This window comes from Craterilacuibacter sp. RT1T (assembly GCF_023502145.1).
Classification (GTDB): Bacteria; Pseudomonadota; Gammaproteobacteria; order Burkholderiales; family Chromobacteriaceae; genus Craterilacuibacter.
This window is the reverse complement of record NZ_JAMFLI010000001.1, coordinates 590,100-617,037: the sequence shown is the minus strand read 5'-3', so window position 1 is coordinate 617,037 and position 26,938 is coordinate 590,100. Positions and strand designations below refer to the sequence as shown.

The 26,938-nt window shown below is 61.7% G+C and carries 25 protein-coding genes and 3 tRNA genes; 13 read left to right on the top strand and 15 right to left on the bottom strand.

Going from position 1 to position 26,938, the window contains the following annotated elements; translation table 11 throughout:
• Positions 1-34: 34 nt before the first annotated feature.
• The 4 genes from lolD to M3P88_RS03210 form a co-directional block, all read right to left on the bottom strand.
• A complete protein-coding gene (lolD, locus tag M3P88_RS03225) occupies positions 35-709 on the bottom strand; it encodes a lipoprotein-releasing ABC transporter ATP-binding protein LolD (RefSeq protein WP_249614607.1) in 675 nt (224 codons plus the stop codon).
• Positions 702-1,946: a lipoprotein-releasing ABC transporter permease subunit gene (locus tag M3P88_RS03220; RefSeq protein WP_249614606.1), complete on the bottom strand. Its 1,245-nt coding sequence runs from the start codon at positions 1,944-1,946 to the stop codon at positions 702-704. Before M3P88_RS03220 ends, lolD begins: the two co-directional genes overlap by 8 nt.
• A gap of 19 nt (positions 1,947-1,965) precedes the next feature.
• Positions 1,966-2,178 (bottom strand): hypothetical protein, encoded by a 213-nt coding sequence (locus M3P88_RS03215; protein WP_124736427.1) that lies wholly within the window; start codon positions 2,176-2,178, stop codon positions 1,966-1,968.
• A gap of 63 nt (positions 2,179-2,241) precedes the next feature.
• A complete protein-coding gene (locus M3P88_RS03210) occupies positions 2,242-2,991 on the bottom strand; it encodes a C40 family peptidase (protein ID WP_249614605.1) in 750 nt (249 codons plus the stop codon).
• 132 nt (positions 2,992-3,123) lie between these two features.
• On the opposite strand from M3P88_RS03210, the gene M3P88_RS03205 reads away from it, so the two are divergent.
• Together M3P88_RS03205 and M3P88_RS03200 are read left to right on the top strand one after the other, a co-directional pair.
• Positions 3,124-4,782 (top strand): ABC1 kinase family protein, encoded by a 1,659-nt coding sequence (locus M3P88_RS03205; protein ID WP_349629034.1) that lies wholly within the window; start codon positions 3,124-3,126, stop codon positions 4,780-4,782.
• Positions 4,782-5,504 carry a hypothetical protein gene (locus tag M3P88_RS03200; protein WP_249614603.1) on the top strand — a complete coding sequence of 241 codons (723 nt, stop codon included), beginning with the start codon at positions 4,782-4,784 and terminating at the stop codon, positions 5,502-5,504. Before M3P88_RS03205 ends, M3P88_RS03200 begins: the two co-directional genes overlap by 1 nt.
• A 61-nt stretch (positions 5,505-5,565) precedes the next feature.
• Here M3P88_RS03200 and radA read toward each other — a convergent pair whose 3' ends face one another.
• The 6 genes from radA to hpnC form a co-directional block, all read right to left on the bottom strand.
• Entirely contained in the window at positions 5,566-6,927 is a 1,362-nt protein-coding gene (gene radA / locus M3P88_RS03195; protein WP_249614602.1) for a DNA repair protein RadA, read from the bottom strand.
• Between the two features lie 100 nt (positions 6,928-7,027).
• Positions 7,028-7,549 carry a hypothetical protein gene (locus M3P88_RS03190; RefSeq protein ID WP_249614601.1) on the bottom strand — a complete coding sequence of 174 codons (522 nt, stop codon included), beginning with the start codon at positions 7,547-7,549 and terminating at the stop codon, positions 7,028-7,030.
• Positions 7,550-7,560: 11 nt separating this feature from the next.
• Positions 7,561-8,319, bottom strand: a complete 759-nt coding sequence (locus M3P88_RS03185) for an SDR family oxidoreductase (RefSeq protein ID WP_249614600.1) — start codon at positions 8,317-8,319, stop codon at positions 7,561-7,563.
• A 4-nt stretch (positions 8,320-8,323) separates the two neighbouring features.
• Entirely contained in the window at positions 8,324-9,592 is a 1,269-nt protein-coding gene (gene hpnE / locus M3P88_RS03180) for a hydroxysqualene dehydroxylase HpnE (RefSeq protein ID WP_249614599.1), read from the bottom strand.
• Positions 9,589-10,434, bottom strand: a complete 846-nt coding sequence (hpnD, locus tag M3P88_RS03175) for a presqualene diphosphate synthase HpnD (RefSeq protein ID WP_249614598.1) — start codon at positions 10,432-10,434, stop codon at positions 9,589-9,591. Before hpnD ends, hpnE begins: the two co-directional genes overlap by 4 nt.
• A 60-nt stretch (positions 10,435-10,494) precedes the next feature.
• A complete protein-coding gene (hpnC, locus tag M3P88_RS03170; protein ID WP_249614597.1) occupies positions 10,495-11,307 on the bottom strand; it encodes a squalene synthase HpnC in 813 nt (270 codons plus the stop codon).
• Positions 11,308-11,537: 230 nt separating this feature from the next.
• Here hpnC and M3P88_RS03165 point away from each other — a divergent pair.
• The 4 genes from M3P88_RS03165 (at position 11,538) to M3P88_RS03150 (ending at position 12,472) form a co-directional block, all read left to right on the top strand.
• Positions 11,538-11,613 (top strand) — tRNA-Ala (locus M3P88_RS03165).
• Positions 11,614-11,660: 47 nt separating this feature from the next.
• Positions 11,661-11,736: transfer RNA gene (locus tag M3P88_RS03160), tRNA-Glu, on the top strand.
• A gap of 8 nt (positions 11,737-11,744) precedes the next feature.
• Positions 11,745-11,820 (top strand) — tRNA-Ala (locus M3P88_RS03155).
• 100 nt (positions 11,821-11,920) lie between these two features.
• The gene (locus M3P88_RS03150; RefSeq protein ID WP_249614596.1) at positions 11,921-12,472 is read left to right on the top strand and encodes a DedA family protein; all 552 of its coding nucleotides are present in this window, start codon (positions 11,921-11,923) and stop codon (positions 12,470-12,472) included.
• Here the strand turns inward: M3P88_RS03150 and M3P88_RS03145 are convergent.
• Both M3P88_RS03145 and M3P88_RS03140 read right to left on the bottom strand, forming a co-directional pair.
• Positions 12,469-13,677, bottom strand: a complete 1,209-nt coding sequence (locus M3P88_RS03145; protein WP_249614595.1) for a DUF1615 domain-containing protein — start codon at positions 13,675-13,677, stop codon at positions 12,469-12,471. The two genes, M3P88_RS03150 and M3P88_RS03145, sit on opposite strands and share 4 nt — an antisense overlap.
• A 459-nt stretch (positions 13,678-14,136) precedes the next feature.
• The gene (locus M3P88_RS03140; RefSeq protein ID WP_249614594.1) at positions 14,137-15,468 is read right to left on the bottom strand and encodes a serine hydrolase domain-containing protein; all 1,332 of its coding nucleotides are present in this window, start codon (positions 15,466-15,468) and stop codon (positions 14,137-14,139) included.
• Between the two features lie 292 nt (positions 15,469-15,760).
• Here M3P88_RS03140 and M3P88_RS03135 point away from each other — a divergent pair, with 292 nt between their 5' ends.
• A complete protein-coding gene (locus M3P88_RS03135) occupies positions 15,761-17,983 on the top strand; it encodes a YgiQ family radical SAM protein (RefSeq protein ID WP_249614593.1) in 2,223 nt (740 codons plus the stop codon).
• A 78-nt stretch (positions 17,984-18,061) separates the two neighbouring features.
• On the opposite strand, the gene M3P88_RS03130 is transcribed toward M3P88_RS03135, so the two are convergent.
• From M3P88_RS03130 to hutW, 3 genes are read right to left on the bottom strand one after another with little or no spacing between them, the layout of a single operon-like run.
• Positions 18,062-18,715, bottom strand: coding sequence for an NAD(P)-dependent oxidoreductase (locus tag M3P88_RS03130; RefSeq protein WP_249614592.1), 654 nt, complete (start codon positions 18,713-18,715; stop codon positions 18,062-18,064).
• A complete protein-coding gene (hutX, locus tag M3P88_RS03125) occupies positions 18,712-19,212 on the bottom strand; it encodes a heme utilization cystosolic carrier protein HutX (RefSeq protein WP_249614591.1) in 501 nt (166 codons plus the stop codon). The genes M3P88_RS03130 and hutX overlap by 4 nt, the downstream gene beginning before the upstream one ends.
• Positions 19,209-20,534, bottom strand: coding sequence for a heme anaerobic degradation radical SAM methyltransferase ChuW/HutW (gene hutW / locus M3P88_RS03120; protein ID WP_249614590.1), 1,326 nt, complete (start codon positions 20,532-20,534; stop codon positions 19,209-19,211). Before hutW ends, hutX begins: the two co-directional genes overlap by 4 nt.
• Here hutW and hemP point away from each other — a divergent pair.
• From hemP to M3P88_RS03090, 6 genes are all read left to right on the top strand, one after another.
• Positions 20,533-20,853: a hemin uptake protein HemP gene (gene hemP / locus M3P88_RS16035; protein WP_249614589.1), complete on the top strand. Its 321-nt coding sequence runs from the start codon at positions 20,533-20,535 to the stop codon at positions 20,851-20,853. The genes hutW and hemP overlap by 2 nt on opposite strands.
• An 81-nt stretch (positions 20,854-20,934) precedes the next feature.
• Positions 20,935-23,160, top strand: a complete 2,226-nt coding sequence (locus M3P88_RS03110; protein WP_249614588.1) for a TonB-dependent hemoglobin/transferrin/lactoferrin family receptor — start codon at positions 20,935-20,937, stop codon at positions 23,158-23,160.
• 39 nt (positions 23,161-23,199) lie between these two features.
• The gene (locus M3P88_RS03105) at positions 23,200-24,246 is read left to right on the top strand and encodes a hemin-degrading factor (protein WP_249614587.1); all 1,047 of its coding nucleotides are present in this window, start codon (positions 23,200-23,202) and stop codon (positions 24,244-24,246) included.
• The gene (locus M3P88_RS03100) at positions 24,239-25,033 is read left to right on the top strand and encodes a heme/hemin ABC transporter substrate-binding protein (protein ID WP_249614586.1); all 795 of its coding nucleotides are present in this window, start codon (positions 24,239-24,241) and stop codon (positions 25,031-25,033) included. Before M3P88_RS03105 ends, M3P88_RS03100 begins: the two co-directional genes overlap by 8 nt.
• Before the next feature lies 1 nt (position 25,034).
• Positions 25,035-26,027 (top strand): FecCD family ABC transporter permease, encoded by a 993-nt coding sequence (locus M3P88_RS03095; RefSeq protein WP_249614585.1) that lies wholly within the window; start codon positions 25,035-25,037, stop codon positions 26,025-26,027.
• A complete protein-coding gene (locus M3P88_RS03090; RefSeq protein ID WP_249614584.1) occupies positions 26,020-26,808 on the top strand; it encodes an ABC transporter ATP-binding protein in 789 nt (262 codons plus the stop codon). Before M3P88_RS03095 ends, M3P88_RS03090 begins: the two co-directional genes overlap by 8 nt.
• Positions 26,809-26,938: the final 130 nt, after the last annotated feature.

Genomic DNA, 26,938 nt, shown 5'->3' with positions numbered 1-26,938 from the left:
GACAAACAGCCGGCAGCGCACTACAAAAAATCCTTTAGCCCGACAAGCCCTGCCCGTCCAGATGCAGCACGCGGCCGGTATGCGCGGCAAGCTCGGTGTCGTGCGTCACGATCACCAGGCTGGTTCCCAGATCCGCATTCAGCGACAGCATCAGATCGAATACTACGCGAGCATTGGCGCGGTCCAGATTACCGGTTGGCTCGTCGGCCAACACACAGGCCGGACGTGTGACCAGCGCGCGTGCAATGGCGGCACGCTGGCGCTCGCCACCGGAAAGCTCGCCCGGCTTGTGCCCCAGCCGGCTGCCCAAGCCCACCTTGGCCAGCATGTCGCTGGCCGCGGCTACGGCCTGCGCCCGTGGCTCGCGCCGGATCAGGAGCGGCATCATCACGTTTTCCAGTGCAGTAAACTCGGGCAGCAGATGGTGGAACTGATAGACAAAGCCCAGCTTTTCATTGCGCAGCATGCCGCGCGCCGCTTCACTCAACCCGGACAGGCGCGCACCGGCCACGCTCACCTCGCCCCGGGTCGGCGTATCCAGCCCGCCCAACAGATGCAGCAAGGTGCTTTTACCGGAACCGGAGGCGCCGACAATGGCCAGACGTTCGCCCACCGCCACATTGAGGTTGATACCGGACAAAACCTCTACATTCAGCCCGCCCTCGTCGTATACCTTGGCCAGATTGACCGCTTCGATCACATTACTCATAACGCAGCGCCTCGGCAGGCTGGGTACGCGCAGCGCGCCAGCTTGGATACAGGGTGGCCAGCAAGGACAACACCAGCGAAATCACGGCAATCGTACCCACATCGGCCAGTTGCACATCGGATGGCAAATAGTCGATCAGATAGACCTCGCTTGACAGCAGCTTGACGCCCAGCAGGCGTTCGATAAACGGCATGATGACATCAAGGTTCCAGGCCACGGTCAGCCCCGCCGCGACGCCGGACAACGTCCCCAGCACACCGGCGACCGCCCCCTGAATCATGAAAATTTTCATAATACTGGCCGGACTCGCACCCAGGGTGCGCAAAATGGCGATATCGGCCTGCTTGTCGGTCACCACCATGACCAGCGTGGACACCAGGTTGAATGCCGCCACCGCCACAATCAGCGTCAGGATGATGAACATCATGCGCTTTTCTATCTGCACGGCGCGGAAGTAGTTGGCATTCATGTCGCTCCAGTCCGAGACCCAGACTTCCGGCAGCTTTTGCTGCAGATCGCGCTTCACCTGCGGCGCCTGAAACAGGTCAGCCAGCTTCAGACGCACGCCCGACACATTGTCGCCCATGCGGAACAGCGTCTGCGCGTCCTTCATGTCTATCATGGCGAAGCCCGAGTCGTACTCGTACATATCGACTTTGAACAAGCCCTTGATGGTGAACTGCTTCAGGCGCGGCATCATGCCCGCCGGCGTGACATTGCCCTGCGGCGTAATCAGCGTCACCTTGTCCCCGACCCCGACCCCCAGCTGGCGGGCAAGCTCGGTCCCCAGCAGCACGCCGAATTCACCCGGTTTAAGGTCGGCCAGTTGCCCCTTGACCATATGCTTGCCGACATCGACCACCTTGTCCTCAGCCTTGGGTTCGATGCCGCGCACCATCACCCCGCGCACGGCGCCGCCATAAGACAGCAAGCCCTGTGCCGACACAAACGGCGCCACCGCCTGCACGCCGGGCTCGGCCGCCGCCACCTCGGCCACCTGCGGCCAGCCGGCCATGCCGCCTTGCATGGCCGACACCTCCACATGGGAGGCCACGCCCAGAATGCGGGTACGGATTTCCTTCTGGAAACCGTTCATCACCGACAGCACGATAATCAGCGCCGCCACCCCCAGCGCAATGCCTATCATGGAGGCCAGCGAAATAAAGGAAATAAAGCCGTTACGGCGCCGGGCGCGCAAATAACGTAAACCGATCAGGGCTTCGAAAGGCCATTGCATCGGGGGTTTACCTCTAAAGTCAGGATGTGTAGGGATTGTCCAGCGCCTGCATCAGGCTGACCAGGTAGGCCTTGATCTGCGCCTCGTCGCACCCCATCAGGATGGCATCCTCATAGGCGTCCTGCGCCATTTGTGCGAGTTCTTCCAGATTTTCGCGCATGACCTTGATTTTCTCGACGCAAGCGAGTGTATTCCCCTCGGCATCGCGCCATACCGGCATATCCAGTTGCATGGGTATCCCCCATAAAGGCAGATGCCCGCCTAAGCGGGCATCGTACGGTTGATCTTGAAGCGCCTAGCTGCTTTTCTTTTGACTGCTTGTCTTTTTGGCCGGTGCTTTTTTGGCGCTCGCCTGCTTTTTCGTGCTGCTAGCCTTGCTGCTTTTGGCGCTGGCACGAGTCGATGTCCGGCTTTTTACGCTACTTTTTTGCGCTGTGCTTTTCTTGCCAGCAACGACCTTGTTACGGCTGTTCGCCTTACTTTTACTGGTGGCACGAGCAACAGGGGCAGCAGCCTCGCGGCTACGTACCGGATGCTCAGCCGCCGCCTCCAGTTGCACCGGTTGGCCACGCTGCACACGTCGAGCGCCATTATACCGGCTAACCCAGTAGCTGCCGGTCATATTGGAAACTTCAATATTCTTGCCGCTACGCGGCGCATGGATAAACTTGTTGCCGCCCAGATAAATGCCGGCGTGGGAGTTGCGAAAGCCCCGGGTATTGAAAAACACCAAATCGCCCGCCGCCAGCTCGTCGCGCTCGACCGCCCGGCCGGCACGCGCCATTTCGGCCGCCGTGCGCGGCAGATTCACCTTGAGCGACTTTTCAAACACATATTTGATGAAACCGCTGCAATCCAGCCCCGATGCCGGCGAGTTACCGCCAAAGCGGTAAGCCACACCGATCAGGCTCATGGCCTGCAGCAATAAGTCACCCACGGCCTCTTCGCCCGGTGCGGAGGCAAAACGGGCAATAGGGTCGGACTGTTCTTCACTTGTTGCGAATCCCTTGACTTGCGCCTCCGGCGCTGCATAAGCAAAAGTCATGAAAAATGCAAAAAACAGAGCTGGTAAGAATAAAGGCAATTTCATACACTGCACTCTATCGAACGTGACCTGCAGTGTAAAGTCGAAGTCCCAAACATCTGGATAGCCATGTTAAGAGAAACGCTGGTTGCCATGCGCGACCTCCCCCGCCTGCGCGAAATCAGTGCGATTCTGGTACGTCATGGACTGGGGCGCTTTGCCGAACGCCTGGGTCTGCCCAGCGCCATGGCGCAGATGGCCAAGTTGCTACGCCATGAGACAACGGAAACCGTCACCGCCATTCCCACCCCGATACGCCTGCGCCTCGCTTTTGAAGAACTAGGGCCGACCTTTATCAAGCTCGGGCAGATACTATCCACCCGCGTCGATGTGTTCCCGCCCGAATGGATTGCCGAGTTCGAAAAACTGCAAAACCGCGTGCCGCCCATCCCTGCCTTGCAAGTTGCCCCGCTGATCAGCAAGGCACTGGGCCGGCCGCTGGACGAAGTATTCGATGCCTTCGAAGCCCAACCGATAGGGGCAGCCTCCATCGCCCAGGTGCACCGTGCCCGCCTGAAAGATGGCACGGTGGTTGCGATCAAGCTGCGCCGCCCTGCCATTGTCGCCAAGGTCGAAGCCGATCTGCGCATCCTCGACCATATCGCTTACCTGATCGAGATGGAGTTCCCCGAGACCCGCCACTACCACGCGCGCGAAATCGTCGCCCAGTTCGCCCGTTCGCTAAAGCGCGAGCTGGATCTGGCGGCCGAAGGACGCGGCATGGATCGCTTCGCCCACGACTTCAAGGACGACCCGCATATGGTGGTACCCAAGGTGTACTGGGACTTCAGCAATAGCGAAATCAATGTACAGGACTATATCGAGGGCATTCCGGGCGGACGGCTCGACCTTCTGCCCGGGGCGGGGCTGGATGCCAGCCTGCTGGCGCGGCGCGGCGCCGATGCCGTACTGAAGATGATCTTGATCAACGGCTTTTTCCATGCCGACCCGCATCCGGGCAATGTGTTCTACCTGCCGGACAACCGCATCGCCTTTATCGATTTCGGCATGGTCGGACGCCTGTCGCATGTCAGACGCGACGAGATTGTCGATTTGCTGTCGGCGCTGGCACGGCGCGACGAGCGCGCCATGGCCGAGGCGCTGATCGAATGGACCGGGCGCAATCCGGTGGATGAACAGCGCTTTGCCTATGATGTGTCCGAGCTGATGTTCCAGTACGAACATGTGCCGCTGGGCCAGCTGAATATCAGCCAGCTGATTAACGACATCATGGCGCTGATTCGCGATCACGGCATTGTCTTGCCGCCCGACCTTGCCATGCTGTTCAAGGCACTGATCACACTGGAGGGGCTGGGGCGGCAGCTTGACCCCGAATTTTATCTGGTCGACCAGCTCACCCCTTTTGTGCGCGAGCTGATCAAGGCGCGTTACCACCCCAAAGCCATCGCCCGCAAAGGCAAACAAAGCCTGCTGGACGGCATAACCATGCTGGCCGGCCTGCCGCACGACATGGTGCGCATGGCGCGCGATGTGCGCCAGGGCAAGTTCCGCATTAATCTGGATTTGGCGCGGCTGGACAGTTTCGGCCGCCAGATAGACAAAAGCGCCAACCGCCTGACCATGGGCATCGTGACCGGCTGCCTGATCATAGGCTCCAGCATCGTGATGACGGTCAATGCCGGCCCCATGCTGTTCGGCCTGCCGCTATTCGGCTTTCTCGGCTTTATGGTGGCCATGCTCAACAGCCTGTGGCTGATTTTTTCCATCTGGCGCGCCGGCAAGGAATACTGATGAAACCCGCACTCTCTGCGCTCTTGCTGCTTCTGGCCCTGCCCGCCCATGCCTTGCAGGTGCTGACGCTGGACTGGGCCAATGCAAATGAAGTCGCCGCAGCGCTGCGCCCGACACTGCAGCCGGGCGAATCGCTGTCGGCCTTCGATGGCAAGCTGATCATCAATGCCAGCGCAGCGCGCGAGCAGGTGCTGGCACAGGCGGCGCGCGAACTTGACACCCAGCCGGCCATGCTGAACATCGAAGTCGCGCAGGACAAATCGGCACAAGGCTTTCGCAGCGAAATCAATCTGGGCAACGCCACAAGCAGCAATAATGGCTGGTCGGTCAATAGCAGCAGCCGCCACAACAGCACCCTGCAAAGCTTAAGCCTGCTCTCGGGCAAAAGCGGCAGCATCAGTCTGGGCGTCGAGCGCCCGCTGCCGTGGTGGTTTAACGGACAGAACAGCCAGCGCGCCATCAGCGGCTTTCAAGTCACGCCAAGGCTGAACGGCCAGCAGGTGTTGCTGGATATTTCGGTCAGCGACGAAGCTTTGGGCAAGGGCTCAAGCGTGCGCAAACAATCGCTGGTCACCACCTTGAGCGCGCCTTTGGGCAGCTGGGTGACGTTGGGCAGCATCCGCGAGGACGGGCGCGGCGGGCAGCTATTTATATTCGGTGCACAAGGCGGCAACAGGCAAAGCCTGAGCACGGTGCGGCTACGCGTCACCCGCGCGCCTTAGCACCGGTTCACGATCTGCTGCGCATCGACGATACGGCGTTAAAAACGGCGGCGACAGGCGCTTAACGCTCAGCAATAAACGCCACCGCCTCGGACAGGCGCTCGATACCGATGATTTCCAGCCCGGCAATGGGCTGGCGCGGGCGATTGGCCGTGGGCACCAGCGCACGGGTAAAGCCCAGCTTGGCGGCTTCTTTCAGCCGCTCCTGCCCGCGCGACACCGGCCTCACTTCACCGGCCAGCCCCAGCTCGCCAAACACCACCAGTTTTTCCGGCAAGGGCTTGTTCCGCAGCGAAGACACCATGGCCAGCACCAGCGCCAGATCGGCGGCCGGCTCGATAATCTTGACCCCGCCCACCGCATTGAGAAATACATCCTGATCGGCACAGCTCACACCGGCATGACGATGCATCACCGCCAGCAATAGCGCCAGCCGGTTCTGGTCCAGCCCCAGCGCCAGACGCTTGGGCTGAAAGCCGTGCGCGTTGTCCACCAAGGCCTGCACTTCGACCAATAGGGGGCGCGTGCCGTCCTGACTGACCAGCACGCAAGAGCCGGGCACATCATCGCGGTAAGACGACAGGAAAATAGCCGACGGATTGGACACGCCCTTGATGCCGCGCTCGGTCATGGCAAACACGCCCAACTCGTTGGCGGCACCGAAGCGGTTTTTGATCGCCCGTATCATGCGGTAGTTGGAATGGCTGTCACCCTCGAAATACAGCACGGTGTCGACAATATGCTCCAGTACGCGCGGGCCGGCGATCGCACCTTCCTTGGTGACATGGCCGACCAGCACGATGGTGATGCCGGACTGCTTGGCAATACGGGTCAGCTGCGCCGCACATTCGCGCACCTGCGACACCGAACCGGGCGCGGAGCTGACCTGATCCGAGTACAGTGTCTGGATGGAGTCGATCACCGCCACTGCCGGCTGCTCGTCCTTGAGCGCGGCAATTACCGCCTCCAGCCGGATCTCGGCCAGCAGGCGCACATGGCTGGCATCCAGCTGCAGGCGCGAGGCGCGCAGCGCAATCTGCTGCGGCGACTCCTCGCCCGACACATACAAGACCTTGCGGTTGGCCCCCATGGTGGCCAGCGCCTGCAATAGCAGCGTGGACTTGCCTATACCCGGATCCCCGCCCAGCAAGATCACGCCACCTTGCACCAAGCCCCCGCCCAGCACACGGTCGAGTTCTTCCATGCCGCAACTCTCGCGCGGCACTTCTTCGGCCTGCACCGAAGACAGGCTTTGCACGCGGCTGGTCTGGCTGGTCCAGGTTTCAAAGCGCGGCGCGGCAGCGGGCGCGTCAACCGCCTCGACCAGGGTATTCCAGGCATTGCAATGCGGGCACTTGCCCTGCCATTTGGGCGAAGTGCCACCACACTCGGTGCAGCTATAGATGGTTTTGGCTTTGGCCATGATGATTCCGCAAGAACAGCAATAGCCAGCCTTCCCCCTATTTTTGGAAGCTGGCTGGACATTGTTTGAATGAATGTCGGCTAGGTTAGCGCAGAAAGACTTAGCCGGGTGCCGCACTCGCGCCAGGCTGGGACTGGCGAATGATATCCAACAAACGCATCTGATCGGCTTCTGCACCACTGCCTGCCTTGACCGCACCGCCCTTGCGCTCGCGCATGGCAGAGAGCACCGCCTCTACCTGCGGATCGCTTTGTGCCTGCTTGTCTGCTTCTTCACTACTCAGATGTGTCGGCCCCAGTTGCACCACTGCCGGCGCCGCCTTGCTATGCGACGGGGTCGCCTTAGCCGGCAAACCGGTCGCGGGTTTGGCGGGGGATGCTGGAGGCGCCATGGTGTCCAGCTTGTTTTTCACCATGTACTCATTCATTTCACGCCAGCCGGCGTAAATCTGCGCCTTGTCCGCGTCCTCGTTGCGCAAAAAACACTCTTCCAGCGAACGCCCGGTCTGGCGACAGGCCGCACCGATGGCCTTATTGGCATCATGGGTGAGGCCGGTCAGATTGCCTATCCAGTTACAGCCGGAAAGCAGCACGCATAGCGGCAGCCAGAACCCTGTTTTCATGCGCCACTCCTTCAAGCAGTTTGGGTACGCAGATCCAGATGGATGATTTCGCCACTGCGCCCTGCACTCGCCGCACTGAGCCAGTACAGGAAATGCGGCATCAGATCGGCCAGTTCGCCGCGCTCACAGCGCGCCTCGCCCGGGTGGGTGCGCAGGCGCTGCGGCGAGTTGACCGAACCCGGGGTCAACAAATTGACGCGCAAATTGGGGAAAACATCCCACTCGCTGGCGGCCACCTGCATCAGATAGCCCAGACCGGCATGCGACGCCCCGAACGCGCCCCAGAAGGCCTTGGCCTGCTGGCCGTGCTCTTCGCCGACAAACAGCACCGAAGCATCCGGTGCGGCTTTCAGAAGCGGCAGGCAAGCGCGGGTCAGCGCGAACGGCGCCACCGTATTGATGCGGTACTGGTTCATCCATTCATCTATGGTCTGGTTGGCCAAAGGTGACAGGGCATACATATGCGATGCGCAGTGGACGATGCCATCCAGCCGACCCAGCGACTGCCCCAGCTGGAAAGCCAGATTATTGAATTCTTCGTCGCTGGCCTTAAGCAGATCCAGCACGATGGCGACCGGCTCGGGCAAACCCTCGGCCACGATCGCGTCGTACAGTGCTTCCAAACGCTTGGTATTGCGTGCCAACAGCACCACGGTCGCGCCGTGACGGGCGTAATGCCAGGCTGCCTGCTCGCCTATGCCTTGGGTGGCGCCGGTTACCAGAATAACGCGCCCGTTCAGGCAGTCTGCTGCCAAGTCTTGTGTAGTCATAAGATCAATTCCAGTCGTGCATCACGGCAGATGCCGCAGCCGCGCCGCTTCTGACGGCGCCTTCCAAAGTCGCCGGGTAATCCGGATTCACCCAGTCCCCGGCAAGATAGCCATAGTTTACCTGCATGCGCGGCCCCGGTCGCGCCAGCGCCACGCCGGAGGCGAAAGTCGCGCGCTTCTCGCGCACCACCTGCACCGACAAAGGCGCGTCCAGCGGCCCGCAAATAGCGGCCAGATCGGCCAGCACCTCGGCAATCAGCGCGCCTTCCTCCCCCTCGCCCGCATCACAGCTGATCACCGCCGCAATCTGCCCTGTTTCGCCGCACAAGCGCTCGCGGTCAAAAAACCAGTGCACCCGCCCGTGGGTCAGGCCGGTCATCTGGCGCGGCAAGGCCGGCAGGCGGGCAAAGCCAAGGTATACGGTGGTTATCGGCTGCGCTTGAAAAGCCTGAAGGGCGACACCGGCCATTTCACTGGACACCAAATGCGCCGCCTGCCACGGCGGCAGCGCCACAATCACCCGGTCAAAGCGTTCGCCATCAACATCCACCCCATCCGCAGCAAACGCCAGCGATCGCACCCGCTGAGCGCTGCGGCAGTCTGCGCCTTGTGCCTGCAGATAGCGCCAGGCCGGTTCGGGCAAAAGCTGCGACAAATCCACCCGCGGCAGCATCAGATCGCTGTCGGCGCGCGCCCCGCCCACGCTATCGCCCAACACCCGGGCCAGCGTCTGCATCGAAGCGCGTTCCAGCGGGGTATTAAGCGCCGACAGCACCATGGGGCGCCAGAAGCCCTGCACCAGCGCGGCGCTTTGCCGCTTTTCTGCCAGCCAGTCGCTGACACTGCCATCGTGCGCCACACGCCAGTGACTCAGGCGCAGGCCCGACAGCGCGCGCAGTAAAGATAATTTTTCCCGCCAGCGCAAACCATGGGCACCCAGCAAGCCGGCCAAAAGATGCAAGGGCGCGGGCAGGCGCGGACAGGCAAACGACAAACCATCGGCCATGGACCAGCTCAGCGGCTGGCGCAACAACAGCGCCTCCGGCTCGAGCCCCACGCGCCGCATCAGGGCAAAGGTGTCGTGATAAGCGCCAATCAGAATATGCTGGCCGTTGTCCAGCGTACAGGCCGGCCTTTGCAGGCGCCGTGCCCGCCCGCCGGGCGCGCGCCCGGCCTCGATCAGGGTCAGCTCGGCCTGATCCGCCAGCGCGACGGCCGCCGACAGCCCGGCCCAGCCGGCACCGATCACCGCCACCCGTGGCTTGCGTTTCATGCGCGGTAGCCGAAGGCCCAGGTACGCCAGGCCAGCCACAGCTTGCGCCCCGGTGGCAGTGACAGGCGCTGGTTCAGCACTTTACCCGGTCCATCCAGCGACAACTCGTGCAAGGTTGCGCGGTAAATCGCCGCCATAATCAGCCCCGGGCGCTGCGCCTTGCGATCGGCCTTGGGCAACAAGGCCCAGGCACGCCGGTAATAGTCGTCGGCCCGCGCAATCTGGAAGGCCATCAATTCGGTAAAGGCCGCGCTTTCGCGGTAGGCCATAATATCGGCCGCCGGCACATTAAAGCGCTGCAAATCCTCCACCGGCAGATATAAGCGGCCACGGCGTGCATCTTCACCCACATCGCGGGCGATATTGGTCAACTGAAAAGCGATGCCCAGCTCGTGCGCATACTTGAGCGTCGCGCGGTCGCTGTAGCCGAAAATCTGTGCCGACAGCTGCCCCACCACCCCCGCCACGCGGTGACAATACAGCAACAGATCGGCAAAACGGTTGTAGCGCGCCACATCCAGATCCATCTGCATGCCATCGATGATTTCATCGAACAGGCCGCGCGCCAGATCGAATGCATCCACATGCGGCAGCAACGCCTGCGTCACCGGATGCTGCGGTGTGCCATCAAACAGGCGCCCGATTTCCTCGCGCCACCAGCCAAGCTTGGCGCGTGCGACCGCCTCGTCGTGAATTTCATCCACCACATCATCCACCTCGCGGCAAAAGGCATACAGCGCGGTAATGGCCAGGCGGCGCTTGGCCGGCAAAAAGCGGAAGGCCGAGTAAAAGCTGGAGCCGCTGGCTCTGGCCTTATCGGCGCAATACTGGTCTGGCGTCAAACGCGCCTCCTTGCAACGGGTGGCGCCCCCATCCGGCGCACCACCCTAAAATTTGGAAATTCAGGACGCCTTGAGCGCGCGCCAGAACATATACAGCCAATCCTTGCGCGTGAGCACCGGACGCGCCTTGAACACATCGCCGCCACTGGCATGCAGCTTTTGCAAAATGCGCTCGCCGCCGAGTATGGTCATGCGGATTTCAAAACCAAAACGCCCCTTCAAGCGCCGGCCCAATGGCGCACCGGCTGCCAGCATGGCGCGTGCGCGCCCGATCTCCTTCAGCATCAAAGGCGTCCACAAGCCGGAGGTATCGCCCGCCGCAATCTGCGCTTCGCTGACACGGAACTTGGCCATATCGCTTTGCGGCAGATAGACCCGCCCCTTATCCCAGTCGATGGCGACATCCTGCAGGAAATTAATCAGCTGCAAGGCGGTACAAATGCCATCAGACATGGCCAGGCTTTTACTATCGTGCTCGCCATACAAGGCCAGCATCAGACGGCCGACCGGATTGGCCGAACGGCGGCAATAATCGACGATTTCGGCAAAATCCTGATAACGCGTTTTGCTCACATCCTGGCTAAAAGCCGACAACAAATCGTAAAACGGCGCCAGCGGCAGCTGATGCACGGCAATGGCCTGCGCCAGATTCTGCATCATCGGGTCTTGCGGCAACTGGCCGCGACCGATTTCGTCCAGCGCAGAAGACAAGGCGGCAAGCCCCGCCAGCCTGGCGTCAGCACCGGCATCGCCCTCATCGGCAATATCATCGGCAGTGCGGGCAAAATGATAGATGGCATGCACGCCCCGGCGCATGCGCCGTGGCAATAAAACCGAGCCTACCGGAAAATTTTCGTAATGCCCGACCGACATGGCTAGACCGCCGTCACAGGATGTAAAACGGCGATTATAAGGCCAGAGCGGAACAAACGGCGACCCGGCAGCGCCGCCCCTCATGCCTAACAACACACCATGCCCCAAGATAAATCGGCAAATCCGCCTTTTTCACAAAAACAATACAAAAACGCCTTGACGGAAAAAAAAGCCCTCTGTATAGTTCCGTTCTCGTTGCAGCACACAAGGCAACGGACGCAGTCAAACGTGGGGGTATAGCTCAGTTGGTAGAGCGCTTGCATGGCATGCAAGAGGTCAGCGGTTCGATCCCGCTTACCTCCACCAAAAGATTCAGGCCAGAAGCCGCAACATCGCTTCGACCGACCATTAAGGTCCCCATCGTCTAGTGGCCTAGGACACCGCCCTTTCACGGCGATAACGGGGGTTCGACTCCCCCTGGGGACGCCAGCAGTTTTGGGGGTATAGCTCAGTTGGTAGAGCGCTTGCATGGCATGCAAGAGGTCAGCGGTTCGATCCCGCTTACCTCCACCAAACAACAAAAAGCCTCGACTCCGGTCGGGGCTTTTTGCCTTGCTGCACGGATGTCATGCAGCGTTTACACTAGACACACCTCCATCCCGCCACCCACACCATGCTCAGCACGCTAATCGACCAGTACGGCTACTACGCCCTGTTTGCCGGCACGGCCATAGAGGGCGAAACCGTTTTGCTAGCCGCCGGCTTTGCCGCACACCGCGGCTGGCTGAGCCTGCCCTGGGTGATGGCGGTCGCGGCGGCCGGCGGCTTTTGCGGCGACATGCTGGCTTTCAGCCTGGGACGCTGGCGCGGCCCGTGGCTATTGGCCCGCTTTCCGGCACTGGCCCGCCATACGCCGCGCATCAACACCCTGCTGGACAAATGGCATGCCCCGCTCATTATCGGCATCCGTTTCATGCTGGGCCTGCGCACCGCAGGCCCGGCCATTATGGGCATGAGCCGCATCCCCTTTGCCACCTTCGCCTTTTACAATGCCATCGGCGCCGCCATCTGGGCCAGCCTGTTCGCGAGCCTGGGCTATGCCTTCGGCAGCGCGCTCGGCTTGCTGCTGGGCGAACTCAAGCAGCTGGAAGAGGCCGCCTTTATCGCCATTGTGTGCGCCGGCACCCTGTTCCTGCTTTGGCGCAAACACCGCCAGCACGCTTAACGCGGCACGCGCGCAAGGCAGGTTTGGTAACGCCAGTCGACGCGCCCGGCAAACCATTCGGTGGTGAGCTTGCGGCTGATCTTGGGGCTTTTCAGATCGATCTGCGGCATGATGGCGCGCGGCAAAGCCCGGCCCTGCTCGCGCGCCGCCAGTTCGAACACCTTGCGGTACAAGGCACTCTGGCCAAAACCGGCCAGCTTTTCCATTTTCAGGTCACGCGCCATCGCGTCAGGGCTCATGCCCAGACGGCCGGCCAGCGCCTGCAATACCTGCGAGGTTTCGCTCTGCGCGCCACCGGCACGGTAATTCAGCAGATCGCCATCCAGCGTCAGGCGCTGACCGGACAAGGATGACAAGGCGGCCTGAAAGGCGGCATTGCGGCTGGAATAGCGCCCGGCGTTAAAGTCGGCAAAACGGTATTTCATCTCGCTATACGGTGCAGGGTACTGCAAGAGATTGGCAATGCCGAAATAAAGCCCGCCACGGCGGCTGAACACTTCGCTGCGTATGCTGCCACGGCGGATATAAGGATAAGGCCAGGCCTCGACCTGAGACTCGGCAAAAGCCACGCTCACCTGCATCGGCCCGCCGGTACGGATCGGGTTTTTCATCCCGACCGGCAAGCCGTAACGCACGGCATCGGCCGCCATATCGTCAAACAGTTCGCTCACTTCCCTTTCGGTGCGCAGGCTGTCGATACGCGCCTTATAGCTGCGCCCATCGGGCGACCCCTTCAAAAAAGCGGTCTTGGCCAATGCCAGCGGCACATGGTAGCGAGCGGCCCGCTCCTCGATCGCGCCCCATACCATGCCGGGCAGGCCCGGCACCGTCGGGTCGGCCTGCCAGCTTGATTCCTGCTCGATCACCGCCAGTGCCGCACAAAAGTTTTGCGCCGTATACGGAATTTTTTGCGCACTAAACGCCGACAAAATATCTTCACGCCAGCCGGCACGCGGCGACACCTTGACCGGCAACAAGCGATCCAGCAGCGCCCGCCCTTCGGCCTCGCTCATCTGCGGCAGCACTTTCACCACAGGCTTAGGCTCGGCCACCGGCGCAACGACCGGCACGACAGTGGGCGTCACCGCTAACGGCGGCGACTCGGGCACTACCGCCGGCGCAAGCACGACCGGTACCGGCGCCTGTTGCGTGGCGCAGGCAGAAACAAGCAGGGTACAGCCAAGCAGGGTCAGAACACGCGACACGAGGTACCCATCTTCAATATTTGAAAACGCGAGCATAGGCGATCGCCTCGTTGGCGGCAATGTATTGCACCGCAATAGCGCTGCAAACCGCTACGACTAAGAGCGTGTTCACGCTCTCGCGAGCAAGGGCGAGACAAGGCGAAAACGGCTGAGAAAGCGGAATGTACAGGTGGTACATGAGCATTTCGAAGCTATTTTTAACGCCGTATCGCCGATGCGCAGCAGATCGTGAACAGGTTCTAAGCGCCGGGCTGGGCCTATTGCGGGCAAGGCCTTAAGCTCTCTAGCGTTTTTTTTGCTGCGGGGTTGCGCGAGACTTGGAGACACCGGGCATGCAAGGGCGTGGACGCGCCCGCCCCTCTCACCGCACAGAACAGCACGCAAAACGGCATCGGGACAGCAAAAAGGGGCAAGGCCTCATGGCCCTGCCCCTTGCGGACAAACGCGGCACCCTGCGCTTTACTTGGCCGCACCCATCAGATGCTTGGCCAGCATATGATAAGCCGGCAGCGAGGTCGGATCATTGGCGGCATTGCCGGCCACCGGATTGGAGGCGTAGCGCGCAATCACCATCTCGGCCTTGGGGTCGATATAAAGGGTTTGCCCGTACACCCCGCGCGCGGCGTAAGCGCCGTGCTCGTTATGCGAGACCCACCACATATTGCGGTAGCTCCAGCCCGGCAGCAGCTTGTAGCCGGCCTTGGCAAAATCGGCCGGTTTGCCGCCATGGCGGATATCGTCGACCGCCGCGCGCGGAATAATCTGCTGGCCGTTAAAGCGGCCGTTATTGCGCATCATCTCGCCAAACCGCGCCAGATCGCGCAAGCCGGTATTCAGCCCGCCACCGGCAAACGGGGTGCCGGTCGAGTCAACGGTAAAGTAGGCATCCTGCTCCGCCCCCATGCGGCGCCATACGCGCTCGGACAAGAGTTCAGCCACCGAACGGCCGGTCACGCGGGCGATTATCCAGCCCAGCGCATCGGTGTTGGCGGTCTTGTAGCCGAAAGCCGCACCATGCTCGCCCTGCTTTTTCACCGTCTGCAAAAACTCGTAATAGCTGCGCGGGCCGGTGTAATCCTTGGCCTTGGGCAGCGGGCTGCCGGCGGCGGCATGTGCCCATACCTCGGCCTTGGGGTTGGCATAGTCTTCGCTAAACTGCAGGCCAGTCGTCATGTCCAGCACCTGGCGCACGGTGGCATCGCCAAAAGCCGAACCGGCCAGCTCGGGCAGATAAGCCGACACCGGCTTGCCCGCATCCAGCTTGCCCTCGGCCACCAGCATCGCGCCCAGCGTACCGACCAGCGACTTGGTGACCGACATCGCGCCATGCTGGCCATCATCCTTCAATACGCCAAAGTAACGCTCGTAAACAACACGTCCCTTGTGCAGCACCACGATGCCGTCGGTGTAGTTGGCGCCCAGCGACTCGCCCCAAGTCATGGTCTCGCTCGCGCCCAGGGGGGTGAAGCGCAGCGCATCAATCTCGCTGCGCAGCTTGTACGGCAAAGGCACCGGCGCACCCAGCCCGCGCGACACATTCACCGTCGGCATCAGCTGGCGAAAATGGGACACGCTCCAGCGCATGGCCGGAAATTTGAAATAGCTGCCATCCTCAAAGCGAATGATGCGCTCGGGCGGTGGCGGCGAACCCACCATCCAGCCCAGGGAAGCGGGGTCGCTCGCTGCCGCATCCGGCACGGCTGGATTACCCGCCGCCTGTGCCGGCGCGAAGGCAGCCCACACCAGCAGCGCGCCTAAGCCGGCACGAAGGGGTCGGAGACAAAAAGACATGCGGATTACTCCCAAATAAGTCCATGCCCGCCACAGCCAAGGATGCAGCAGGCAGCAAAGACGGCGAGTTTAAACACGTTTACGCCTTGAAAGGTAGTGCTCAATATCAAAACAGCAAAAAACAATGACTGCGCGACAGGCAAAAACCCGATCGAGCATACAGCAACAACATGGCAAAGCAGCGCATTGCCCCTGAGGCAAACAGGGCTATGTCAATGAAAATCAACAAAAAACCATGAAAAAAACCGCCATTTCTGGCACAATGCGCGCCTTGCCGAATTGAAGCCCAGCCATGACCGACGTCACCACCCCCCCCATCCACGCCCTGCGTTCCAATAAAAAACACAAAAGCGCCCCCTTCCTGCCTATGAGCCGCATCGAGATGAAGCAGCTGGGCTGGAATGCGTGCGACATTATTCTGGTGACCGGTGACGCCTATATCGATCACCCCAGCTTCGGCATGGCGCTGATAGGCCGCCTGCTAGAAGACCAGGGCTTCAAGGTCGGCATTATCAGCCAGCCTGACTGGCATTCGGCCGAAGACTTCAAGGCACTGGGCAAGCCGCGGCTGTTTTTCGGCGTCTCGGCCGGCAATATGGATTCGATGGTCAACCACTACACCGCCGACCGCAAACCCCGTTCGGACGATGCCTATACCGCCGCCGGTGTGGCTGGCAAGCGTCCCGACCGCGCCGTGGCCGTCTATGCCCAGCGCTGTCGCGAAGCCTATCCCGGCACCGACATCATGGTCGGCGGCATCGAAGCCTCCTTGCGCCGTATCGCGCAGTACGACTACTGGAGCGAAAAAGTGCGCCAGTCGGCACTGGTCTACTCCAAGGCCGATATGCTGCTGTTCGGCAATGCCGAACGCGCACTGGTTGAAGTGGCCCACCGCGCCGCCGCCGGCGAGCGTCTGGCCGATATCCGCGATGTGCGCGGCACCTCGTTTATGGCGCCTTATGGCTGGCTGCCCGAAGGCTGGAGCGAAATGGACTCCAGCACGGTCGACGTGCCCGGCCGCATTGACAGCCATATCAACCCCTATATCGACACCACCCAGGCAACAGAAGCCGCCTGCGATAGCGCCGCCGCGCCGGATGCGCCCAAAACCATCCGCATCGTCAGCCGCGAAGAACGCCTGGCGGCACGCCGTGCCGAGCGCGCCAAGACTGTGATCCGCATTCCGGCCTATGAGGCCGTGGCCTACGATCCGGTGCTGTATGCCCACGCCAGCCGCACCCTGCATCTGGAATCCAACCCCGGCAACGCGCGCGCACTGGTGCAAACCCATGGCGAGCGCGATGTGTGGATGAACCCGCCGCCCATTCCGCTAACCACGCCGGAGATGGACTACGTTTACGGGCTTAACTATGCCCGCAACCCGCATCCGGTCTACGAAGGCGCCAATATTCCGGCATGGGAGATGATCCGCTTCTCGGTCAATATCATGCGCGGCTGCTTTGGCGGCTGTACCTTCTGCTCGATTACCGAACACGAAGGCCGCATTATCCAGAGCCGCTCGGAAGCCAGCATTCTGGGCGAGATCGAGGAAATCCGCGACAAGACCGAAGGCTTTACCGGCCATATTTCCGATCTGGGCGGCCCGACGGCCAATATGTACCGCCTGACCTGCAAGGATGAAAAGATCGAGGCCTCGTGCCGGCGCCTGTCCTGCGTCTATCCGGACATCTGCGAGAACATGAATACCGACCATGGCCCGCTGATCCAGCTCTACCGCAAGGCGCGCACCCTGCCTGGCGTCAAGCGTCTGACCATAGGCTCGGGCGTACGCTACGATCTGGCGGTGCGCTCGCCCGAGTACGTGAAGGAGTTGGTCACCCACCACGTCAGCGGCTATCTGAAGATCGCGCCCGAGCACACCGAACAGGGCACGCTGTCCAAGATGATGAAGCCGGGCATAGGCAGCTATTACCGCTTCAAGGAATTGTTCGAGCGCTACAGCAAGCAGGCGGGCAAGAAGCAGTATCTGATCCCCTACTTTATCGCAGCCCACCCGGGCACCAGCGACGAGGACATGCTGAATCTGGCTTTATGGATCAAGGACAACGGCTTCCGTCCGGACCAGGTGCAGACCTTTACCCCGACGCCGATGGCGCTGGCCACCACCATGTGGCACACCGGTCGCAACCCGCTGAAAAAGCTGGCGCGCAGCTCGGAAAAAGTCGATGCGGTGCGCGACCCGGCACGGCGCCGCCTGCACAAAGCCTTCCTGCGTTTTCACGACCCGAAAAACTGGCCGACGATACGCAATGCACTGGAAGACATGGGCCGCGCCGATCTGATCGGCAATGGCCCGCAGCATCTGGTGCCGCCATGGGGGGCCGAAGACAAGCCAGGCTTTGGCAGCAGCAGCCCGCGCCAGAGCCCTGCCGGCAGCCCGCGCCGCGCGACAAGCCATGTCCGCAGCCATGGCCAGACGCCGAACAAAAAACCGGCCGGCGCACGCCACACCAGCAAACCGGCAGGACGACCACCCAAAAGCGGCAAGCGCTGATCGGCCGCCTTGCATAAACAACAGCCCGGCAAAAGCCGGGCTGTTGTTTTATCCACAGATACCGCGACACTTTGCCAGTTAAAGCACTGCGCCGGCGCCGCCATCTTCTGCTGCGCGCGCGCTCACACACAAAACTTTGCCTGCGGTTGCCACATCGGCCAATAGCGCAAGAATGGCCAGGGCCAAATCGGCACGGGCTAGCGTCGCGCCGCTGCCATGGCGGCCATCATGCAACTGCCAGCGGCCGCTGCCTTCTGCGTGGCTCAGCGCGCCCGGGCGCAATATAGTGACAGCAAGCGGGCTTTGTTGCCAGCGCACTTCGGCACGGCTTTTGGCAGCAAGCGCCTCTCCCAGCAAGCTGGCGGCCTGAGCCGAGAGCAAAGGCGCGAGATCACCGCAACCAAAGCTGCTCACCAGTAAGGCACGCTCAACGCCATGGTGCTCGCACGCGGCAATCACATTGATATTGCCCATCTCGTCAATTCTCCGGCCCGTGCCATCCTTGCCGCCCAACAAGCTGACGACTTGCCTTGGCTGCGTCAAAGCCAGTGCACGCAGACAATCCTCGGCATGAAAAGCATCCCCCTCTATGACGGTAACGCCCAGCCTGGCCAAGTCTGCCCCCCGCCCCGGACGAGCCAGCGCGGCAACCTGCAAGCCCTGCGCACGCGCCTGCTGTGCTAGCAAGTAACCACTATTGCGGCTGGCACCAAAAATCAGCAAATCGTTCATAGCGACGCCCCGCACAGCTGGCGTAACGCAGCGAGCTGCAGCGGATTCAGCGCCCCGTCGGCATTTCGCCCGGCAAAGACCTTGAACATGATGCCGCCCTCCTGATTGGTAAACAGCAGGCTTGCGCTATCGCGCCCCATAAACTGCCGCTCGACCAGATAAATGTACTGGCAGCGGTTGACGCGCAAATGGCCATGCAGCCCGCCAGGGTTTTTGAGGTTGTAGAAACCATGGCCCATCTCCCCTTCGGGGAAACGCCCGCCAAACTCGAAAATGCCATCGGCGGTATGCACAATCACCGTCACATCGCCCAATGCAGGCAAAGCCTGCAAAACCTCGACGCAATCACTGCCGGCGCGCTTTTTCCACATGGACGCCGGCAGACACTCGATCACTTGCGCCGCGCTCAAACCGTTTTTCTCGGCGAGGGCTTCCAGCACGACGCCGGGGTTAGCGGAAAGACGGTCTTTGATTTCGATCAGTTTGGTATTGCTCATACGGTTTCCTTACGTGTGCAATGAGGGTGAAGTGCCACGGTATGGCCGGCATGATTGTCCGGCTGCAGGGTATCGGCGAGGTGCCGCATCATGGTGGGGCCCCAGAAACGACCTTCCGTTGTCAGGCGGGCATATGTGCCATCCAGCAACAACAGGCCCTGCCCTGCCCAATGCTGCAAGAGCGGCAGAGTCAGTTCGGGGCGAGGCAAAGCCGCCAGCCTGAAGCGTCCGGTTTCGATTTCGCCTTGCAAGACCGGCAACCAGTGCTTACCGGTGGCCGCACACGCCATGCGGGCCAGTGGCTTTTGTGCCGGCGGCGTCTCAAGGTAGCGCGCAAGATCAGGCTCTAGCGCATAACTGATACCGGCCAGATTGCCGCCTGCACCAGCACCAAAAGCCAGACAGGACGCACCCGACTTGATGGCCAGGTTGTAACGGTTACGCTCGCCACCATCCGGCGTGCCGAAATGGCTATTCGACAACTGCGCCCAGCCGGCATCTGCAAATAGCTGGCATGCAATGCGGTATTGCTGCAATTGCTCGGCAAGCCCGGGCGCGGGCGGGAAGGCACCTTTTTCTATCATGCGCACAATCGGCAATTGCGGCATCAAGTTGAAGGCGTAAACATCCAGCCCGGCAAGGCCAAGCCCGAGGGCGATTTCAAGATCTCGCCGCCAGATTGCTTCGCTTTGCCCCGGCAAACCGAAAATCAGGTCGGCAACGACAACCTGCCCGCTATATGCGGCCAGCCAGGCAAGATAATCAGCCGCTTCATCCCCCGGATGTTTGCGGCCGAGGCGACGGCGGATGGCCGAGTCAAAGGTCTGCACGCCAATAGAGAAGCGGTTGGCACCACTGGCAAGGCAAGCATCCACCTTCTCCGGAGTGAAATGCGATATGCGCCCCTCGACCGTGATTTCGCAGTCATCGCTCAAGGGCAGCGTCGCGCGCAGTGCGTCCAGCAAGCGCGCCAGATCTTCTGCGGCAAGCAGGGTCGGCGTGCCGCCTCCCAGATACAGGGCCTGGATGCTGCCACCGGGCGCACGCCTGGCGGCATCCGCTTCCAGCTCGGCGATCAGGCGGTCGGTATAACGGCGAGCCGACTCGGGGTTCCAGCCATTGCGGTAAAAGCCGCAGAAAACGCAGTGATTGGCGCAAAAAGGAATATGAACATAGGCAAGAGCCTGCTCCGGCAGGGCTGCCGCTTGCAGTTGCGACCAGCGCTCCGGCCACTGGCTTGGTGCCAGCGGATTCTGCCCCCACATCGGCATCAAGGCACGGCGGGTGGAAAACGGGTGTACAGCAGATGAGGCGTCAGCCATGAAGTCTCCAGTTAGACGGAAAAATGATGTGCTGGCGGTGGCTGGCCTTTCTAGGCTAAATGATAATGTGTCTCATTTGCAACAACAGCAACTAATAATTGCGCTTCTTACTGAGAATCATTATCATTTACGAAATCGAAATAAAGGTCGCATCATGAATAAACCGCGCACTAACCCGGCCCCGCCCGTCCCGACCGGCACACCGGCTTTGCAAAGCCAGCAGCTGTTCAGCCATACCAGGGAAATCAAAATAGAACATGCCGGCGAGGTCTACCGCCTCAGCCTGACCAGCAATAACAAGTTGATTCTCACCAAGTAATTCTCGCGGGACGCTCCCGCCCTATTCACCCAGCCAGCCCGCGTTTGCGCCAGCCAGCCAACAACCCGTCAGGGAGTTTGCATGGCCCGCTTTCGTCTGACCCCATTACTGATAGGCCTTGCCTCGGCATGGCCGGCTTTTGCCGAAACCTCGGTCCAGTTGGATAGACTGGAAACCGTCGAAGTCACCGCCCACCGCAGCGCAAAAGCACTGGCAGAAACGGCCCCCAATGCAGTGGTGGTATCGCGCCACAAGCTGGATGCCACGCTGGCAGGTGATATTGCCCAGGCCGTCAAATACGAGCCCGGTGTCGAAGTGGCCAGCGATCCTGCCCGCCGCGGCAATGCCGGCTATACCATCCGCGGCATTGACGGCAACCGCATCCTGATGCTGGTCGACGGCATTCGCCTGCCGGACGCCTACGCCGGCGGCGGCAATACCAACGGTTTTATTGCCGGCCGCGACTACCTCGATCTGGAAACCTTGCGTGCGATCGATATCGTCAAGGGGCCGTTCTCCAGCCTGTACGGCTCGGACGCCATCGGCGGCGTAGTCGGCTATCGCACATTGCAAGCCGAAGACTTGCTGCAAACCGGTGAAAACACAGGGGGTGACGTCAAACTGTTTGGCAGCAGTGCCGACAATTCGACCGGACTGAGCGCCAGGCTGGCACTCAAGGGCGAGCGCAGCGATGCGCTGCTGGTCGCGACCCACCGCCGTGGCCATGAAACCCGCAATCAGGGCGGCCAGGATGCCAGCGACCCAAGTCACGCCAAAAACCGCACCACGCCCAACCCGCAAGACTGGACGAGCGACAGCGTATTGGCCAAACTTGGCTGGCAGCCGGTAGCAGGCCAGCGGCTGGAGCTGGCGCTGGACCACTACCGCCGCCAGACCGATACCGATGTAATCAGCGCACGCACTGCGCCGCGCAAGATGGGGCCGATGACTGTCGCCGGCATCAACCGTCTGGACGCAGCCGACCGCGTGGCGCGCGATCGCATTTCGCTTGCCTGGCAGGCTGATGATATCGGCGCATTCGAGCAGCTGTCGGTCAAGCTCTACACCCAGAAGCTAGACAATAGCGATGACAGTATTGAATGGCGCAGCGATGGCGCACGCCGCATCTCCGACTACGGCTTTGAACAACACAGCAAGGGCCTGACACTCGACGCCCGCCAGCAATTCGATCTGGCCGGCCTGAGCCACCAGTTGGTATGGGGGCTAGATGCCAGCCGTACCGACACCCGCCGGCCGCGCGAAAAAGTAGAAATCAAGGCTAACGGCAGCAGCAGCAACGTCATCGCCGGCGAAACCTTCCCCAGCAAGACCTTCCCGGATAGCACATCCGATCGGCTGGGCGTGTTCGTGCAAGATGAAATCCGCTTCGCCAGCGGGCTTGTCGCCTCGCCCAGCCTGCGCTGGGACTACTACCGCATGCGCACCCACACCGATCAGGCTTATCTGAATGCGAACCCCGATGGGGCGACGCCTGCGTTCAGCGACAATGCCTTTTCTCCAAAATTCGGCTTGGCACTACCATTTGCCGAACATTACACCGGCTTCCTGCAGCTCTCTACCGGGTTTAGAGCGCCACCATTTGACGATGCCAATATGGTGTATGCCAACCATGCTCACGGCTACGAGGTCGTGGCCAACCCGAATCTAGGCTCCGAAACCAGTCGCGGCATCGAGTTGGGGCTCAAGGGCAATTGGCAGCATGCCGACTTTGGCCTGACCGCTTACGCCAATCATTACCGCGACTTTATCGAGCTGGTCACCTTGCAAGGCGACAGCAACGGCAACGGTATCGGCAGCAGCACCCGCCCGGGCAGCTTTGAATCCCAGTACCAGAATATCGGCAAAGTCCGCATCCATGGCGTAGAAGCCAAGGCGAGCTGGCGCTTTGCACCGGCCTGGCGCCTGGCGGGCAGCGTCGCTTGGGCACAGGGCCACAATGAAACCGACGATCAGCCCCTGAACTCGGTCGCCCCGCTCACGGCTGTTGCCGGCCTGCGCTACGACAGCGAAACATGGGGGGCAGAGGCATTTGTCAAAGCCGTATCCCAAAAACGCCGCGTCGCAGAAGCGCACCAGTTCAAGACACCCGCTTACGCAACACTGGATCTGACCGCCTATTGGCAAGCGAATAAACACCACACGGTACGCGCCGGCATTTTCAATCTGACCGACCGCAAGTACTGGAATAGCGCCGACGTACGCGGCCTGAGCGCAGGCGATGCGGTACTGGATCGCTACACCCAAGCCGGGCGCAACTTTAGCGCCAGTTACAACTACAGCTTTTAAGCAGCCACAGCGGCCTGCCCGAAAAACAAGGAGAACCCCATGGAAATCACACCTCAGGACCTGATGACTCAACTGACGCAGTTACGCGCACAGGAAGGCGTACTTTACCCGCGCGACACCGCGGCACAACTGGGCATCACCGAATGCGAACTCGTGCATGCCGATCCGGCCGCCACGCGGCTGGATACTTCAGACTGGCCAGCCTTGCTATCCGCTATCGCGGCGTTGGGCGAGGTGACCGCACTGGCACACAACAGCGCCTGCGTTCATGAGTTGACCGGCCACTACGGCAATGTAACGTTCGACGGCAAAGTCGGCCTGGCCATCAACCCGGTGATAGACCTGCGCTTTTTCCTGTTCGGCTGGGCGCATGCTTATGCACAAGTCACGGCGGGCACAGCGGGCATCAGGCGCTCGCTGCAGTTCTTTGACCGCAGCGGCCGGGTCATCCAAAAGGTGTTGCTGAATGAGGGCAGCGATGTCGCCGCATTCGATGCACTGCGTGAACGTTTTGCCTGCCCGCGTGCGGCGCTGCAGCTAGACGCGGCCAGCGTGGTGCAGCATAAGCCAGCCAGCAGCGATATCGATATTCCGGCATTCCAGCGCGACTGGCTGGCGCTTGGCGATGTACACGCTTTTCACCCCTTGCTGCGGCGCTACGGACTATCGCGCCAGCAAGCTTTCCGGCTCGCGCCGCCGGGCCAGGCATGGCAAGTCCGCACCGATGCCGTAGAGATGTTGCTGCGCCGTGCCGTGGCCATTGCCCTGCCGATTATGGTCTTTGCCGGCAATGGCGGCATCATCCAGATCCACACCGGCCCGATACATGAGGTCAAGCTTGTCGGCAACTGGCTGAATGTACTGGATGCACATTTCAAGCTGCATCTGCGCACCGACCTGATTAGCGAGGCCTGGGTCACCCACAAACCGGGCGACACGGGCGCGGTGACCTCGCTGGAGTTATTCAACGAAGCGGGCGAGTCGCTGGTGACATTCTTTGGCGAACGCAAACCCGGGCAAAGCGAACGCATCGAATGGCGCAAACTGCTGGGCGAACTGCTGCCGCTGGAGAACGATGATGCATAAATGGATCAACCGAACTCTGGCACTGGCGGCCTTTGCCTTCGCCCTGCCCTTACAGGCGGCTGAGCGTCTGGTCGTCGTCAGCAGTGATATCGCCGAAATCGTGGTCGCGCTGGGCGCGGCGGGCGAAGTCGTCGGACGCGACCGTTCAAGCCGCATGCCGGAACTTGCGCATGCCGGCGAAATCGGTTTTGTCCGCTCACTCTCGGCCGAAACCATTGCCCGCGCCCGCCCGACCCTGGTACTGGGTAGCGCCGCCGCGCAGCCGCCGGGCATATGGCGACAATTGCAAAGCCTAGGCCTACGCGCCGAAGAAGTCTCGCTGGCCGAGGATGGCAGCGACTTTGCCCAAGCCATACAGCGGGTCGGCACCCTGGTTGGCAAACCGGCCGCAGCCGCGGCACTGGCGCGCGACTGGCAAACAAAAATGGCGGCGCAACCAGCCAGCGCGCGCCGCTATCTGATCAGCTACGACGGCACCATGGTCGCCGGCAGCGGCACACCGGCCGACACGCTGATCCGTGCCGCCGGTGGCGTGAATGCAGCCGGCCAGATCAAGGGCTACAAAACCCTGTCGCGCGAGGCATGGCGCACGCTGGCACCGGATGTGATCATACTGGCCGCACACAATACGCCGGTGCATGGCGGTGCAACGGTTTTCGCACGCCGTCCGGAAATAGCGGCCACGGCGGCAGGCAAAACCGGCAAGGTCGTTGAGCTGAGTGCGCGCGATGCCATGATGGTGACGCTGGATAGCCCAGCCGTCGTTAAGCGCTTGCGGAGGCTTTGACATGGCCGTTATCGAGGCAGGCGCTGCGCCTGTCGCCACCCACCCCATGCACCGCCTGATAGGCCTCTTACTGGCCGCCACGCTATTGCTGCCGCTGCTGGCGCTGGCAAGCCAGGGCGATGCGCTGGCCTGGCCCGACTTGTCCGATCCCTTAACCCAGGCGCTGCGGCTGCCGCGCATCGCCACGGCGCTTCTGGTCGGCGCGGCGCTGGCCGCCAGCGGCGCTGCACTGCAGGCGCTGTTTCGCAACCCGCTGGCCGACCCGGGCCTGATCGGCACCTCGGGCGGCGCAGCCCTCGCCGTCGTCGCCGTACTGGCGCTGGGCTGGCATACCCTGCCGCTGCCACTGGCCGCATTTGCAGGCGGCTTAGCGGCGACCTGGCTGATTCTGGCGCTGACGCGGCTGGTACGCGGCGGTCTTGCCGGCCTGTTGCTGATGGGGCTGGTGGTCGGCGCATTTTGCGGCGCCCTGATCAGCCTGCTGCTGTTTTTGTCTGATGATCTGACGCTGCGTGCAGCCAGTGCCTGGCTTGCCGGCAATCTGGCCGCAGCGACACCCGAGCGGCTGGGCGCGTGCGCGCTGGTCGCGCTCACCGGCATCGCCCTACTGCTGTGGATCGCGCGCGATCTGGATTGCCTGCTGTTGGGCGAGGATGCCGCGCGCGCGCTGGGAGTCGATGTGGTGCGCACCCGGCATCTGGCCGCCATTGGGGCGGCGCTGGCGACCGGCGGTGCGGTAGCCTTGTCGGGCGTCATCGGCTTTGTCGGCATGATGGTGCCCAATCTGGTTGCCGTACTGGTCGGGGGTTGCCGGCGCCGCATGATCCTGCTCTCGGCCTGGGGAGGCGCATTATTTCTGCTGGCGGCCGACACGCTGGCACGCACTATCGTGTGGCCTATCGACATACCGGTGGGCCTGATTGCCGCCTTTGCCGGCCCGCCGTTTTTCGTCTGGCTATTTGCCCGCCAGCAAAGGAGCCTGGTTAATGGCTGAAATGGTGTTTGATCTGAATGAAGTCAGCCTGCAGCGGGGGACGCAGACCGTCATCGACAATCTGTCGCTACACATCCCCGCCGCACGGGTATGCGCCCTACTCGGCCCCAATGGTGCCGGCAAAACCACCCTGCTGCGCCTGATGGCAGGGCTGGCAAAGCCCGTCCGCGGTCAGGTATTACTCGGAGGGGACGATGTCCATGCCCTAAGCGCCGCCGAACGGGCAAAGCGTATCGCCTATGTACCGCAACACATACCGGCCGGTTTACCGCTGACAGTCACCGAGTTCGTCTTACTGGGCCGGATACCGCATTTGGGGCCGTTTTCCCAGCCACGCGCCGCCGATCGTGCCGTACTGGACGAGGCGCTGGTGCGCTGCGAGCTGAAACAACTGGCAAGCAAGCGGCTGGACAGCCTGTCCGGCGGGGAGCGCCAGCGGGCAGCCATCGCGCGCGCGCTGGCACAGCAGGCTCGGGTGCTACTGCTGGATGAACCGACCAACCATCTGGACCTGCGCCAGCAATTCCGTTTGCAGCGCTTGCTGCAAACCCTGGCGGCTTCTGGGCATACGGTTATCGAAGTACTACATGACCTGACTCTGGCGGCCAACCACGCCACCTGGCTGGCCTTGCTCGATGCAGGCAAGCTGGTCGGCGCGGGCAGCCCGGATAAGGTACTGGAGCCGGCCGCGCTTTCACGCGTCTATCGCTGGCCGCTGACGGTCAGCCAGCAGGCGGGCGGATGGCAGTTATCCAGTGCGGCAAGTGCCGCCCTTGCCTAAGCGCCAAGCCATAGACCCAAGCGCCATCGGGCAGGGCTTTTCTACCACAAAGAACCCGCCAGCTTGCCGCTGGGCACGACAAGGCAGGCAACTGCGCGTAGTCTCGACACAGGCAAACACTTGTTTGCTC